General features: G+C 68.6%; 14 protein-coding genes. 7 read left to right on the forward strand and 7 right to left on the reverse strand.

Annotation, left to right across the window (positions count from 1 at the left end):
- Positions 1-142: 142 nt before the first annotated feature.
- The 4 genes from dmpG to FFS72_RS21530 form a co-directional block, all read right to left on the reverse strand.
- The gene (gene dmpG, locus FFS72_RS21515) at positions 143-1168 is read right to left on the reverse strand and encodes a 4-hydroxy-2-oxovalerate aldolase (RefSeq protein ID WP_137875845.1); all 1026 of its coding nucleotides are present in this window, start codon (positions 1166-1168) and stop codon (positions 143-145) included.
- A complete protein-coding gene (locus FFS72_RS21520; protein WP_137875846.1) occupies positions 1165-2115 on the reverse strand; it encodes an acetaldehyde dehydrogenase (acetylating) in 951 nt (316 codons plus the stop codon). The genes dmpG and FFS72_RS21520 overlap by 4 nt, the downstream gene beginning before the upstream one ends.
- A gap of 5 nt (positions 2116-2120) precedes the next feature.
- Positions 2121-2921: a 2-keto-4-pentenoate hydratase gene (locus FFS72_RS21525; RefSeq protein WP_137875847.1), complete on the reverse strand. Its 801-nt coding sequence runs from the start codon at positions 2919-2921 to the stop codon at positions 2121-2123.
- Between the two features lie 151 nt (positions 2922-3072).
- Entirely contained in the window at positions 3073-3828 is a 756-nt protein-coding gene (locus FFS72_RS21530) for an IclR family transcriptional regulator (protein ID WP_137875848.1), read from the reverse strand.
- A 92-nt stretch (positions 3829-3920) separates the two neighbouring features.
- Between FFS72_RS21530 and FFS72_RS21535 the strand changes: the two genes are divergently transcribed.
- Positions 3921-4454, forward strand: coding sequence for a hypothetical protein (locus FFS72_RS21535; RefSeq protein WP_249353440.1), 534 nt, complete (start codon positions 3921-3923; stop codon positions 4452-4454).
- A gap of 91 nt (positions 4455-4545) precedes the next feature.
- Here the strand turns inward: FFS72_RS21535 and FFS72_RS21540 are convergent, their stop codons facing one another.
- Both FFS72_RS21540 and FFS72_RS21545 read right to left on the reverse strand, forming a co-directional pair.
- A complete protein-coding gene (locus FFS72_RS21540; RefSeq protein WP_137875849.1) occupies positions 4546-5697 on the reverse strand; it encodes an NADH:flavin oxidoreductase in 1152 nt (383 codons plus the stop codon).
- A gap of 34 nt (positions 5698-5731) precedes the next feature.
- Positions 5732-6055, reverse strand: coding sequence for an ArsR family transcriptional regulator (locus FFS72_RS21545; protein ID WP_137875850.1), 324 nt, complete (start codon positions 6053-6055; stop codon positions 5732-5734).
- A 48-nt stretch (positions 6056-6103) separates the two neighbouring features.
- Between FFS72_RS21545 and FFS72_RS21550 the strand changes: the two genes are divergently transcribed.
- Positions 6104-7345 (forward strand): MFS transporter, encoded by a 1242-nt coding sequence (locus tag FFS72_RS21550; protein WP_137875851.1) that lies wholly within the window; start codon positions 6104-6106, stop codon positions 7343-7345.
- A gap of 14 nt (positions 7346-7359) precedes the next feature.
- Here the strand turns inward: FFS72_RS21550 and FFS72_RS21555 are convergent, their stop codons facing one another.
- A complete protein-coding gene (locus FFS72_RS21555) occupies positions 7360-8196 on the reverse strand; it encodes an alpha/beta fold hydrolase (protein ID WP_137875852.1) in 837 nt (278 codons plus the stop codon).
- Positions 8197-8398: 202 nt separating this feature from the next.
- Between FFS72_RS21555 and FFS72_RS21560 the strand changes: the two genes are divergently transcribed.
- From FFS72_RS21560 to FFS72_RS21580, 5 genes are all read left to right on the forward strand, one after another.
- Entirely contained in the window at positions 8399-10153 is a 1755-nt protein-coding gene (locus FFS72_RS21560) for an N-acyl-D-amino-acid deacylase family protein (protein WP_137875853.1), read from the forward strand.
- Between the two features lie 478 nt (positions 10154-10631).
- Positions 10632-11429, forward strand: a complete 798-nt coding sequence (locus FFS72_RS21565; RefSeq protein ID WP_249353445.1) for an MlaE family ABC transporter permease — start codon at positions 10632-10634, stop codon at positions 11427-11429.
- A complete protein-coding gene (locus tag FFS72_RS21570) occupies positions 11429-12286 on the forward strand; it encodes an ABC transporter permease (protein ID WP_137875855.1) in 858 nt (285 codons plus the stop codon). Before FFS72_RS21565 ends, FFS72_RS21570 begins: the two co-directional genes overlap by 1 nt.
- A gap of 3 nt (positions 12287-12289) precedes the next feature.
- Complete coding sequence (locus FFS72_RS21575) at positions 12290-13612, forward strand: MlaD family protein (protein ID WP_137875856.1); 1323 nt, start codon at positions 12290-12292, stop codon at positions 13610-13612.
- On the forward strand, positions 13609-14646 hold the full coding sequence (locus FFS72_RS21580) for an MlaD family protein (RefSeq protein ID WP_137875857.1): 1038 nt from the start codon (positions 13609-13611) through the stop codon (positions 14644-14646). Before FFS72_RS21575 ends, FFS72_RS21580 begins: the two co-directional genes overlap by 4 nt.
- The last annotated feature ends 5 nt before the right edge of the window (positions 14647-14651 follow it).

Genomic DNA, 14651 nt, shown 5'->3' on the forward strand with positions numbered 1-14651 from the left:
ATTGCTCGCCACCCATTGTGCCCGTCGACCATGTGTGCAGCCTGTGAGCGAGAGCCCTCCACACACGAAATCCCGCGTCCGCACCCCCTCTGAACAGGCAGAAGAGGTGCGGACGCGGGAAACGGCGTGCGAACGCGGCGAACTACGCCGAAGCGGACTTCGACTGCAGGTCGAGCGCGATGTCGATGAGCATGTCCTCCTGGCCGCCGACGAGGCGACGCTTGCCCGCCTCGAGGAGCAGGGTGCGGACGTCGACGCCGTAGCGTGCCGACTGGATTTCCGCGTGCCGAAGGAAGCTGGAGTAGACACCGGCGTAGCCGAGGGTCAGGGTCTCGCGGTCGACGCGGACCGGGCGGTCCTGCAGCGGGCGGACGATGTCGTCGGCGGCGTCCTGCAGTGCGAACACGTCGCAGCCGTGCTTCCACTCGTACAGGTCCGCGACCGCGACGAACGCCTCGATCGGGGTGTTGCCCGCACCCGCGCCGTGGCCGGCGAGCGAGGCGTCGACGCGGAACACGCCCTCCTCCACGGCGACGACCGAGTTGGCCACCGACATGGAGAGGTTCTCGTGGGCGTGGATGCCGATCTCGGTGCCCTCGTTGAGGATGTCGCGGTACGCGCGGACGCGGTCACGGACACCGGTCAGCGTCAGGCGTCCGCCCGAGTCGGTGACGTAGACGCAGTGCGCGCCATACGATTCCATGAGCTTCGCCTGCTTCGCCAGCTCCTCGGCGGGCGCCATGTGGCTCATCATCAGGAAGCCCGAGACGTCCATGCCGATCTCGCGTGCGGTCTCGATGTGCTGCGCGGAGACGTCGGCCTCGGTGCAGTGCGTCGCGATGCGCACCGAGCGAACACCGAGCTTGTATGCGTGCTTGAGTTCCTCGATGGTGCCGACGCCTGGCAGCAGCAGCGTGGTGAGGCGGGCGTTCTTGATCGCGTCCGCCGCGGCCTCGATCCACTCCCAGTCGGTGTTCGAGCCGGGGCCGTAGTTCACCGATCCGCCCGCGAGGCCGTCACCGTGCGCGACCTCGATCGCGTCGACGCCCGCGTCGTCGAGGGCGGTGACGATCCGCTTGACGTCCTCGGGCGAAATACGATGGCGCACCGCGTGCATGCCGTCGCGGAGGGTGACGTCCTGGACGAAGACGGTGGGGTTGGCGCTCATCGGGTGGCTTCCTTCTTCTGGGCGATCCGCTCCGCGATCTGCATGCCGGCGGAGGTCATGATGTCGAGGTTGCCCGCGTAGGTGGGCAGGTAGTGTCCGGCGCCCTCGACCTCGAGGAAGATCGAGACCTGGTGGGTGGGCCGGTTGTTGTCGACGAGCAGCGTCTCGACCGGCTGGTCGGACGGGATCTCGGTGATCTGGACCTGCTGCTTGAGGCGGTAGCCGGGCACGTACGCCGCGACGTCGCCGACCATCTTCTCGACCGACCGACGGATCTCGTCGTGGGTGGCCGGGTCCGGTGCGTCGACGAGGCAGAAGACCGTGTCGCGCATCATCAGCGGCGGCTCGGCCGGGTTGAGGATGATGATCGCCTTGCCGCGCTTGGCGCCACCGACGGAGACGATCGCGCTGGACGTGGTCTCGGTGAACTCGTCGATGTTGGCACGGGTGCCGGGGCCCGCGGACTTCGACGCGATCGACGCCACGATCTCGGCGTACGCGACCGGGACGACGCGGGAGACGGCCGCGACCATCGGGATGGTGGCCTGGCCACCGCACGTCACCATGTTCACGTTCGGTGCGTCGAGGTGCTCGTCGGCGTTGACGGCGGGCACCACGAACGGGCCGATCGCGGCGGGGGTGAGGTCGATGAGGCGCTTGCCGAGTGCGCCGAGGCGCTCGTTGTTCACGACGTGCGCCTTCGCGGACGTCGCGTCGAAGACGATCTCGATCTCGTCGAAGTTCGGGAGGGCGACGAGGCCCTCGACGCCGTCGGACGTGATCGGCACGCCGAGGGAGGCGGCGCGGGCGAGACCGTCGGAGGCGGGGTCGATGCCGACCATCGCGCCCATCTCCAGGTTCTCGGAGTGGTTCATCACCTTGATCATCAGGTCGGTGCCGATGTTGCCCGAGCCGATGATGGCGACCTTGGTTCGCTTGTCTGTCATGGGAGTCAGTCCTTCGAGAAGGTGGCGTTGACGGTGCCGAGGGTGGACAGCTCGGCGCGGACGACCGAGCCGGGCGGGGTGGGGGCCAAGGGCCCCAGGGATCCGGTGAGGACGACCTGCCCGGCGAGCAGCGGCTGGCCGTACTCGAGGGCGGTGCGGGCGAGCCAACCGAGTGCGACCAGCGGGTCGCCGAGGCAGGCTGCGCCGGTTCCCTCGGAAGCCAGTTCGTCGTCGATCCACATCTGCATCGTGACGTCGACCGGTTCGACCTCGTCGAGGGTCAGCCACCGGTCGGCGATCACGTAGAGGCCGGACGACGCGTTGTCGGCGACGGTGTCGGTGATCTGGATGTCCCAGTCGGTGATACGGGAGTCGACGATCTCGATGGCGGCCGCGAGGCCGGAGACGGCGGCGCGGATCTGCGCGTCGTCGAGGTCACCGTCGACCAGGTCGGCGCCGAGGCGCATCGCGATCTCGGCTTCGGCGCGGGGCTGGAGCAGGCGGTCGCTGGGCACTTCCGTCAAGCCGGAGACGTCCATGTCGTCGAGCAGGACTCCGAAGTCGGGCTGCGTGACACCGAGCTGCTGCTGGACAGCGGCTGAGGTTGCGCCGATCTTGCGGCCGACGACGACCGCGCCCGCGGCGACCCTGGCCGCGATCAACTGCTGCTGCACCAAGTAGGCGGCGGCGATGTCGGTGGAGCCGAGTACGTCCCTGACCGGTGCGCACGGCACACCGGTGTCGGCGGCCGCGGTCAATCGTGCCAAGGCGTCCGAGACTGCTACGGAGCCGTCGAGTGGCGTCATCGAAGTAATCCTCGTCGTCGTGTTTTTGTCAGAGTGTGAAGCGCATCGGTCCTGTGGATGAGCGCTGACGACGACTGTGCCCGCCGTGTCACGGCCAACGCGAGGGTCGAGTTCCGAAGAGCGGAACTCTGCAGGTCAGGGCGCTACCGGTTCAGGCTGTGTGCGGTTCGGTCCGGGGTCGGCGCGCGAGGGTCGCGGAGATCCCGGCCGCAGCCGCCCGCACCTGGGTGGCATGGGCCTGGGGACGGAATCGAGTGATGGGCCCGGTCGCGCTGACCGCGGCGATGGGACGGTCCGATGCGTCGAGCACCGGCGCCGCGACGCACACGATCCCGACGGCCGCTTCCTCGAATTCGAACGACACACCCGCCTCGACGATGGTGTCGAGTTGTTTGGCGAGCATTCCGGGCGCGGTGATGGTGCGCGGCGTACGGCGCGGGAGAGGTCCGGACAGGACCTGGGAACGAAGCTCGTCGGGTGCGTGCGCCAGCAGGGCCTTACCGATCGCCGTGCAGTGCAACGGCATTCGGCCACCGATTCGCGACGGTGAGCTCGCCTGCCGGTGCCCGCCGATCTTCGCGACGTACACGACCTCCGCGTCCTCGAGGACGCCCAGGTGCACCGTCTCGTGGGTGCGTTCGTAGAGGTCTTCCATGAAGGGCGTCGCGACCTCGATCAGACCGCGCTCGACGGAGGCGCGCATCCCCAACTCGAACAGTTGCCTACCCAGCCGGTATCGGGAGTCGTCGCGGTCGAGCAGTCGTACCGCGACCAGTTCGGTGAGCAGACGGTGCAGTGTCGCCTTCGGCAACCCGGTCCGGCGCTGCAGTTCCGCGAACCCGACGCCGTGGTCGTCGGCGGTGAAGGCGGACAGGACCACCATCGCCTTGCCGAGCACGGTGTTCATGGATGCAGACTACGCAGTGGTGTCACCTCCGCGACGCGCCGTCCGAAAGTGCACGACTGCCCGAAGGTGGAACCTGTGTCATTCTCGGGGTCATGAAAATTTCACATCGAATCGCATCGGTTGCAGCTGCCGGATTGTTGGGGGCGGCGTTGTCCGTGGCGGCACCGGGCGCGGCGAGCGCCGCCGAGCCGTGGTGCATCCTCGGAACGTCGAACACCGGTGAGAGATCGTGCGTGACGAACCACATGTCGATGGCCCCGGTCCTGACGCTGGGGAACGGCCTCTGCCCCGGAATGTTGAGGCCGTCCGGGACCGCCTTCGACGGGCCGCTGGAATACTCGAGCCCCCCGGGTGCCGTGCATTCCGTCGAACTGATGATCGAGCAGGGCTACTCGCCGATCGGCGAGTGGGGATCGGCCATCGGAGCATGCGATGCGACCGCCGTCATCGACTGGCACAACGTCGACACCGGCCGAAGCGGTTCGGTGACCCAGCACATCCCGGCGAACAGGACCAGCGCCACTCCGGCGTGGGTGACGGTGGATACGGGCGCTGGGCGCGTTCGGTTCACCATCCGGACCGTGGAGCCGAGCATCCCGGTGTCCGCCGAGGTCGTCGTACCCTGACGGCAGGCCGGGACTGACGAACTCGGCAGATCCATTCCGCTTCGCACACAGCGCTTCTCGCCGGAGGCGCTGTGTGCGAAGCGGAGTCGTGTCAGAACAGGGCCGACTCGAGTTCCTTGCTGTAGGGCCGGATCGAGTCGAGATCGCCTGCGGCGACCTTCTTCACCCAGTACGGGTCGGCGAGGACGGCGCGGCCGAGGCCGACGAGGTCGAACTCGCCTCGCTCGTACAGGTCCAGCAGCGGCGCGAGCGACAGCGACGCCTGGCCCTCGGCGGCGTCGCCGAGGAACGGAGCCGCGACGCCGACCGATCCGAGTGCGATGACCGGCAGCCCCGTCAGGTGCTTCGTCCATCCGGCGAGGGTGCGGTCGGAGTCGTCGAATTCGGGCAGCCAGTAGCGGCGCGTCGAGACGTGCAGCACCGACACGCCTGCCTCGACGAGCGGGGTGAGGGTCTGCTCGAGTTCGTCCGGGTTCTCCGCGATGCGGGCGTCGTAGTGGCCACCCTTCCACTGCGAGAACCGGTACAGGATCGGGAAGTCGGCGCCGACACGGTCGCGGATCGCGGCCACGATCTCGGCGCTGATTCGCATGCGGCCCGCGATGGACCCGCCGTAGGAGTCGGTGCGGCGGTTCGTCTTCTCCCAGGTGAACTGGTCGAGGAGGTAGCCGTGCGCGCCATGCAGTTCGATGCCGTCGAATCCGGTGTCCTTGGCGTCGGCGGCGGCGCGGGCGAACGCGTCGACGACGCCGTCGATGGTGGCCTGCGTCGCGGGCTCGCCGACGGGTTCGCCGCCGAGGCCGATCCCGGACGGGCTGACGACCGGGGCGTCGTGGTTGGGGCCGGCGCCAGCGATGCGGGTGGCGCCGAGATGCCACAGCTGCGGGACGATGCGCCCGCCCTCGGCGTGCACGGCGTCGACCACGCGACGCCACCCGGCGAGCGGCTCGTCACCGTAGAAGACGGGAACGCGACCGCTGGAACCCGAGGAGTACTCGTCGACGTAGGTGCCCTCGGTGACGATGAGGCCGAGGGAGGAGGCGCGCCGCGCGTAGTACTCGGCGACGGCGTCGTCGGGGGTGTTGGCGGGCGAGAACTTCCGCGTCATCGGGGCCATCACGAAGCGGTTGGACAGCTCGAGGCCGCCCACCGTGGCCGGGGCGAGCAGCGGCGCGATGTCGGTGCCGTCGAGCAGGGTGCTCGCCGGGGTGCTGCCGGCGGTCTCGTTGCGCAGGTCGGTCATGTGATCTCCGTGTGCGTCGGGGTCGGGCGGTGTGTCAGGGTCGGTCGTTCGCGGTGAGGACGGCGTCGAGCAGTCCGGGAAAGCGGGCGTCGAGGTCGGCGCGGCGCAGGGCGAGCCTGCGGTTGCGTCCGCGCAGTTCGCTGTCGACGACTCCGGCTTCTCGGAGCACCTTCACCTGGTGCGACTTCGTGGACTTCGGCAGGTCGGTGCCGAGGGCGGCGCAGTCGACCATGTCCTGCGGGCCTGCCGCCAGTTCGCGAACCAGTGCGAGTCGGGCGTCGTCACTGAGCGCGAACAGGACGGCCGTGAGTTCGATGTCCTCGCGGTCGGGGTAAGGCAGCTTGGAAATCTCAGGCATGGTTCGAGAATAGTTGAACCTTCACGACCCATACCGTAACTTGAGCTAATGGTTCCAATCAAGTCGAACCGTTTGGTCGACGCGCCGCCCACCGTCACGGCCCCTCGCGACCTCGGACGCCCCGGTGCACGCGGATTCCGCCTGGTCCTGTTCGCGGCCACCGCGATGATGGCCGGGGCCAGCGCGCCGTCCCCGTTCTATCCCGTCATCCAGGCGGAACTCGGTTTCACGCCCGTCACCACGACCGTGGTCTTCGCCGTCTACGCGATCGCCCTGCTCGCCACCCTCCTCGTGGTCGGATCGGTCTCCGACCACGTCGGCAGGCGCCCCGCGATCTCCGTCGGCTTCGTGATTCTCGCGCTCAGCGTCGTCCTGTTCTGGCACGCCGACGCCGTCACCGGTTTCGTGGCCGCCCGCGTGCTGCAGGGCGTCGCGAGCGGACTGCTGCTGTCCGCGCTGTCGGCGGCCGTCGTCGACCTCGAACCCCGCGACCGGCCCGGATCCGCCGCGGTGTGGAACGCCGTGACACCGATGGTCGGACTCGCGGTCGGCGCGTTCGTGTCGGGGATCGTCCTCGACCGGTCCGGTCATGCCGCCGCCGGAGCGGTCTTCGGCACGCTGACGGTCCTGTACCTCGTGCTGGCGGGGGCGGTGTGGACCGTGCCGGAGACGGCCCCGCGCCACGAGGGACTGCTCGCGTCGCTGCGGCCGCGGGTCGCGCTGCCGCGGGACGTGCGGACGGTGTTCGTGCGCAGCGCGCCCGCCGTCTTCGCGGGCTGGGCCACCGGCGGCCTGTACCTCTCGCTCGGACCGGCGATCGTCGCCTCGGAACTCCACGGCACGTCGCATCTGTCGCAGGGACTCGTCGTGACGCTTCTCGCGGGCACCGGCGCGCCGGCCGCCTACCTGATCCGCAACCGCACCCCGCGCGTCATCACCCTCTTCGGGACGATCGCGCTCGCGGTCGGAACCGCGGCCACACTGGCCGCCCTCGCAGTTGGTTCACTGCCCGCGTACTACCTCGCCGTGATCGTCGCCGGGGCCGGCTTCGGTACGGCGTTCTTCGGGGTGCTGCGCTCGATCACGCCGCTGACCCGGCCCGACGACCGGGCCGAGGTGTTCGCCGCGGTGTTCGTCGTCAGCTACGTCGCGTTCGGCGTTCCCGCGGTGGTTGCCGGACTGCTCGTCCCGCACCTCGGGTTGGCGACGACCGCGTACGGCTACGGAGTCGTCATCGTCATCCTCGCGACGACGGCCGCGCTGCTGCGCAGGTTCGGCTCCCGCGACTGACGGGACGCCGACCGTCAGCCGGCGGTGCCGATCTGCAGAAAGGTCAGGAGATCGGCGTTGATCGTGTCGGCATGCGTGGTGGGCATACCGTGCGGAAAGTCCTTGTACGTCTTGAGGGTTCCGTTCTTCAGGAGTTCCGCGGACTTCGGGCCGGAGGCCACGTAGGGAACGATCTGATCGTCCTCACTGTGCATCACCAGTACCGGCACGGTGATCTTCCGGAGGTCCTCGGTGAAATCGGTCTGGGAGAAGGCGACGATCCCGTCGTAGTGAGCTTTCGCTCCGCCCATCATGCCCTGACGCCACCAGTTGTCGATGACGGCCTCCGAGGGCTCCGCTCCCGGCCGGTTGTAGCCGTAGAAGGGTCCCGATGGCAGGGCGCGGTAGAAGTCGGACCGGCTCGCCGCCAGTTGTGCCTGCAGATCGTCGAACACCTCCTTGGGCAGGCCTTCGGGATTCGTGTCCGTTTTCACCATCAACGGCGGGACAGCGGCGATGAGCACGGCCTTGGCCGCTCGGCCCTCGCCGTGGCGGGCCAGGTAGTGCACCACTTCGCCGCCTCCGGTGGAGTGGCCGACGTGGACGGCGTCCGAGAGATCGAGATGGTCCACCAGCGCGGCGAGGTCGTCGGCGTAGTGGTCCATGTCGTGGCCGTCGGCGACCTGCGTGGACCTACCGTGGCCGCGGCGGTCGTGGGCGATCACCCGGTAGCCCTGCTGCAGGAAGAACAGCATCTGGGTGTCCCAGTCGTCGGCTGACAGTGGCCAGCCGTGGCTGAAGACGATGGGCTGGCCGCTGCCCCAGTCCTTGTAGAAGAGGTCGACTCCGTCAGTGGTCGTGATGGTGGGCACGATCGGTCTCCTGTCGCCGGGGTGTCACGCCTGCTGGGGCGGAGCATAGCCACGGGCGGGCCCCGTTCCTTGACTGTGCGTGCACGGTTGTCACCCGACTGTGCGGCTGGGCCCGAATCCGGTGAAAATGCCGACCGGGTCCGGCGCCGGGTCGATAATCCGTGTGACAGCCGAGTGCCCGGCCTCGAACGGAGCGGTGGATATGAGCTACGACGTCATCGTCAGGAACGGTCGATGGTTCGACGGCACCGGTGCGCCCTCCGCGACCAGGCACCTCGGCATCCGTGACGGAAAGGTCGCCGTCGTGTCCGCGCAGCCGCTCGACGAGAGTGGCTGCCCCCGGGTGATCGATGCGTCCGGCAAGTGGGTGCTGCCCGGTCTGATCGACATCCACACCCACTACGACGTCGAGGTCCTGGAGTCGCCCTCGCTGTCGGAGTCGGTACGGCACGGCGTCACGTCGGTGTTCCTCGGGTCCTGTTCGCTCTCGACCGTGCATGCGTCGCCGTCGGATGCGGGAGATCTGTTCGCTCGAGTGGAGGCGATCCCGCGGCGTCACGTCGTCGGCGCCCTGGAGGAAGCGAAGACGTGGATGTCGGCGCGGGACTACGTCGACGCGCTCGAGGCTCTGCCCCTCGGTCCGAACGTCGCGGCGTTCCTCGGTCACTCCGACATGCGGGCCGCGCAGATGGGGCTCAACCGTGCGACCCGGAAGGATTTGCGCCCCAGCGATTTCGAACTCGCGAACATGGAGGCCATGCTCACCGAGGCGCTGGACGCCGGGTTCGTGGGAATGTCGACGCAGCAGTTGCTGTTCGACAAGCTCGACGGCGACACCTGCCGGTCCCGCACCCTCCCGTCCACCTACGCGAAGTCGCGGGAACGGCGACGACTCAACACGATTCTGCGTCGTCGAGGTCGGGCACTGCAGGCCGGGCCCGACCTGACGAGTCCGTTCAGCCTCGCGAGCCTCATCCTCGGCAGCACGGGTCTCGGGCGGACGAAGCTCAAGACAAGTCTGCTGTCGGCCGCCGACATCAAGTCCAACCCGTACACCATCCGGATTCTCGGACCGATCGCCGCGGTCGTGAAGCGGCTCCGTGGTGATCTGCGGTGGCAGCACCTACCGGTACCGTTCGAGGTGTACGCCGACGGTATCGACCTCGTGGTGTTCGAGGAGTTCGGTTCCGGGGCAGCGGCATTGCACCTGTCGGACGAGATCGAGCGCAATGCCCTGCTGCGGGACGAGGAGTATCGGCGCTGGTTCCGCAAGGACTACGACAAGAGGTTCGGGGTCAAGGTGTGGCACCGCGATTTCTTCGACGCGGACATCGTCGCCTGCCCCGATGGTTCGGTGATCGGTAAGACGTTCGGTCAGGTCGGCGTCGAGCGCGGCGGGGTCCATCCCGTCGACGCGTTCCTCGACCTCGTCGTCGAGTACGGAACGAAGCTGCGCTGGCGCACCACCATCTCGGGTCATCGTCCCGAGATCCTGGACATGCTCGCGCGGACTCCCGGTGTGCAACTCGGGTTCTCGGACGCGGGCGCGCACCTGCGGAACATGGCGTTCTACAACTTCGGCCTGCGGTTCCTGCGCCGTGTCCGCGACTCGGAGCGGGCGGGTCGTCCGTCGGTGACGCTGGAGCAGGCCGTGCACCGGCTGACGGGTGAACTCGCCGACTGGTACGACATCGACGCCGGGCACCTGCGTGAGGGCGACCGCGCGGACCTCGTCGTGATCGACCCGGCGCACCTCGACGACACCCTCGACGCCTACGCCGAGTCCGCGATGTCCGCGTACGACAACCTGTCGCGGATGGTGAACCGCAACGACGACGCCGTCACCGCTGTCCTCGTCGGTGGCGAGTACGTCTTCGGTGCGGGCGTGGCCGCCGACGTGCTCGGCGTGACGCGGACCGGACGCTTCCTGCGTGCCGGGGAGCGCACCGCCCGCTGATCGACCCGTCCCGGGCAGTGCCCCGGGCTTCGCTCGTCGCTTCCGTTGTGGCGTCCTCTCCCGATCGCGAGATCGACTGTCGCAGTTGGTCAATTGTCCACATGAGCTTTCCTCGGCGGTGCTCGCCGCCTCGTCTCGAGCCGTCGCAGCGTGTGTCCTTGACCACATTGCGAGGGCCGTGATAAACATTTGCCCCACATGCTGAGCACTCGGTCAGCATACGGGCTGGGGGAGCGGGCCGGAAGGTCTTTCGGTCACGATCGGCTGCCCCGGCCGCGGCGGAAATCGGCCCCGACGACACGCGGGATGGTGGTGAGGCTCGATGGCACAGCTGAAGGTCCGCACGGACGTGACCGGCGACGTCGTCGTCGCCGCATCCACGCGCGAGGGGTCGGACGGGGCGGGGCCGGACGCGGTGGGGGTGTCCGGTTCTGCCGGGGAGTCGAGACGGTCCTCGGTCTCCGAGATCACCCGATGGATGCGCGGCTACCTGCGGCGACACCCGGTGGCCTCGTTCGAGACCGTCGGCGGGCAGTCCGTCCTCGGGATCCGCGCCATCCAGTACCTGATTCTCGACATCGTCACCCTGCGATTCCCGTTCCGCGAGTTCGTCCGCCAGGCCGCGTTCATGGTGTCGGCGACCGCGATGCCCACCCTGTTCGTCGCCATCCCGATCGGCGTGACCATGTCCATCCAGTTCGGCCTGCTCGCCGGCCAGGTCGGCGCCACCTCCCTCGCGGGTGCGGCGAGCGGCCTCGCGGTGATCCGGCAGGGCGCGCCGATGGTCGCGGCGCTGCTCATGGCCTCCGCCGCCGGGTCCGCCGTGTGCGCCGACCTCGGCTCACGCAAGATCCGCGACGAGATCGACGCGCTGGAGGTCATGGGCATCTCCGTGGTGCGCCGTCTGGTCGTGCCACGTCTCGCCGCGGCGATCCTCGTCGGTGTCGCGCTCACCGGATTGGTGTGCTTCGTCGGCTTCCTCGCCGGCTATCTGTTCAACACGTTCGTGCAGAACGGAACTCCCGGCAGCTTCGTCACGACCTTCGCGTCGTTCGCGACGGTCGGCGACTTCGCGCTGACGATGGTCAAGGCCGTCGTCTACGGCGCGATCGTCGCCGTCGTGGCCTGTCACAAGGGGCTCAGCACCCGCGGCGGGTCGGCGGGCGTCGCGAACTCGGTGAACGCGACCGTCGTCGCCTCGATCCTGCTGCTGATGCTGGTCAACGTCGGGCTCACCCAGCTGTACGTGATCCTCTTCCCTCGGGTCGGCTTCTGATGGCGTCGCGCTACTTCGCCGTCCCGGGGGGCAGGACGATGGGGAAGGCGGTCGCGAGGCCGACCGCCGGCGTCATGCGCCTGGGACACATGGTCGCGTTCCTCTTCCGTGCGGCAGCGGCAATTCCCCTGACGCTCAGGAACTATCGCAAGGAGTTCCTGCGGATTCTGTCCGACGTCACCTGGGGTAACGGATCGCTGGTCGTGGGAGGCGGAACCGCGGGGGTCATCATCGTGCTCGGCGCCGCGGCGGGCGCGATCGTCGGCATCGAGGGCTACAACGCGCTGCACCTGCTCGGGCTGGAACCGGCGACGGGCATGATCTCGGCGACCGCGACGACCCGAGAACTGGCGCCGATCATGGCGTCGCTCGCGTTCGCCGCGCAGGCCGGATGCCGGTTCACCGCGCAACTCGGTGCGATGCGCATCTCCGAGGAGATCGACGCGATGGAGGCCCTCGGCATCCGGTCGATCCCCTACCTCGTCACCACCCGGTTGATGGCCTCCGTGGTGGCGGTCGTGCCCCTCTACCTCGTGTGCCTCGCCGTGAACTATCTCGCGGTGCGGGTGGTCATCAGCATGTCGCGGGGCATGTCGTCCGGCACCTACGACCACTACTTCTCTCTGGTCCTCAGCGGTACCGACGTGGCCTACTCGCTTCTCAAAGCTGTTGTGTTCGTCATCATCACGACCACCATCCAGTGCTACTACGGGTACTACGCGTCGGGTGGCCCGCAGGGGGTCGGGGTCGCGGCGGGCCGCGCGATGCGCGCCAGCATCTCGACGATGGTCGTGGTCAATCTGCTGCTCACGGTGACGCTGTGGGGACTGGGGTCCAGTGCGCGGCTGGGCGGCTGACCGATGCCGAACCGATTCGAGACCGACGGCCGCGGCCCGTCGGAGAAACGCCTCGTCCTCTACGGCGTCGCGGCGGCCGTGGTGGTGGGTCTGCTCGTCGCCGGGAGTATCGCGAAGCTCGGCGGTCGATTCGACCGGACCGTCCCGGTGACCGCGGTGCTCGCCGACGTCGGGGACGGTCTGCCGCCGCGGTCCGACGTGAAGTTCCGCGGACTGCTCGTCGGGGAGGTCGCGTCGGTGACGCCCGGCACCGGCGGCGGAGCCAACCGCGTCGACGTCGCGCTGAAACCGGAGTTCGCAGGGGGAATTCCGGCCACCGTGACGGCGCGGGTGGTGCCGAGCAACGTGTTCGCGGTGTCGTCCATCCAACTCGTCGACAACGGTGCCGCACCGCCGCTGCAGGCGGGCGCCGAGATTCCGCAGGACGAGAGTCTCGAGACGATCCAGCTGCAGACCGCGCTGACGAAGCTGCGGGAGATCGTCGCCGCCACAGGACGTGTCGGGTCGCAGCGCACCGTCGGGATGCTCGCCGCCGTGGCCGCGGCCACCGACCGGCGCGGCGAGGACATCGTGGCGGCGGGCGAACAACTCGATCGCATCACCCGCGAGCTGAACACGGTCATCGCGCCGAGCGGGGGACCGTCGACGCTCGATTCGCTCGGCACGGCGGTGCGTGCGCTGCAGACCTCGGCCCCGGACCTGCTCGATGCGCTGCACCGTGCGGTGGTGCCGCTGCGCACGCTGACCGAGAAGGAGGCGGCACTGACGGGGATGCTCGCCGGTGGCGCGGGCACCCTGTCGACCCTCGGCACGGCGTTGGAGAACAACACCGACCGGATCATCGGCATCACCACCGGTCTGTCGCCGGTGCTCGGGGTGGTCGCCGACGGCTCGCCGTCGTTCACGCCGATTGTGATCAGGATGAACGCGATCTCGAAGAAGTGGTTCGAGGAGTTCTGGCCGGAGGGGCAGCAGAACGCGACCGGCAAGTTCATGTTCCAGCTCACCCCGCACCGGCTGTACACCCGTGCCGACTGTCCGCGGTACGGAGACCTGGCGGGACCGAGCTGCACCACGGCGCCGGACACCGTTGCGCAGCCGGTGATTCCGAAGGCCACAATGGACACGATCGCTGCGATGACCACGATGCCCGCGGTGACCGCGGCGGCGGGTGGCAACGTCGGGACGGTGGGCAGTCCGCAGGAGAAGGAGATGCTCTCCCGGATCCTCGGCGGCGACCTGACCGCGGCGGGCGAGTTCCTTCTCGGCCCGCTCGCCCGCGGCGCCGTCGTCCACGTCTCGCCCGACGAGGGGGAGCAGCGATGAGCATTCGCAGGCCCCTGATCGGGCTGACCCTCTTCCTGCTCGTGTCCTTTGCGCTCACGTCGACCGTCGTCGTGACGCTGCAGCGGACGGTGCAGGGGCCGACTACGTCCTACTCTGCCCTGTTCACCGACGCGTCCGGTCTCCAGGAGGGCGACGACGTGCGGATGGCGGGCGTGCGAGTCGGGCGGGTGGACGCGGTGACCCTCGACGGCACCGTCGCCCGAGTCGCGTTCCGCGTCGAGGCCGACCAGCTGCTGTTCGGCAACACGAAGGCGTCGATCACCTACCAGAACGTCATCGGGCAGCGTTACCTCGGGCTTTCGCTCGGCGACTTCGACGATCCGCGAATTCTGGAGGCGGGCAGCGAAATTCCGGTGGAGCGCACGGAGCCGTCGTTCGACATCTCCGCTCTCCTCAACGGGTTCGAGCCGCTGTTCAGTGTTCTCGATCCCGAGCAGGTCGACAACATCAGCTCCGCGGTGATCGCTGCGCTCCAGGGTGACACCGGATCCGTCGCCGCACTCGTCGCACAGACCTCCAGCCTCGCCGAGGCCCTCGCCGGACCCGACAAGGTACTCGGCGACGTCATCGTCGGCCTCGACACCGTGGTCGGATCCCTGGCGGCCCAGCGCGGTGACCTGGACTCGGTGATCACGCAGTCGCAGGCGATTCTGACGTCCCTGTCGACGCGCCGCGACCAGCTGACCGACCAGCTCACCCGGATCGCCACCGTCGCCGGAAGCGTCGCCACCCTCGCCGACTCGGCACAACCGGAGGTCGACCAGGTCCTCGGCAGGAACCCCGGTTTCGCGGATCACTTCCTCGCCGAGAAGGATTCGTTCGGGTTCTTCGCCTTCAACCTCCCGCCCATGCTCAAGGGACTGGCGCGCGTCAGTCAGGAAGGCAGCTACCTCAACACGTACCTGTGCAATTTCAATGTGACCCTCCTGCCCGGGATCGGTTCCGTCATTCCCGGCGTGGTCGCGCAGGCGACCCCGGCCGGCCACGTCACCCAATCCCCGATCTGCAGGTGAACGCC

This window comes from Rhodococcus sp. Q (assembly GCF_005503035.1).
Classification (GTDB): Bacteria; Actinomycetota; Actinomycetes; order Mycobacteriales; family Mycobacteriaceae; genus Rhodococcus_G.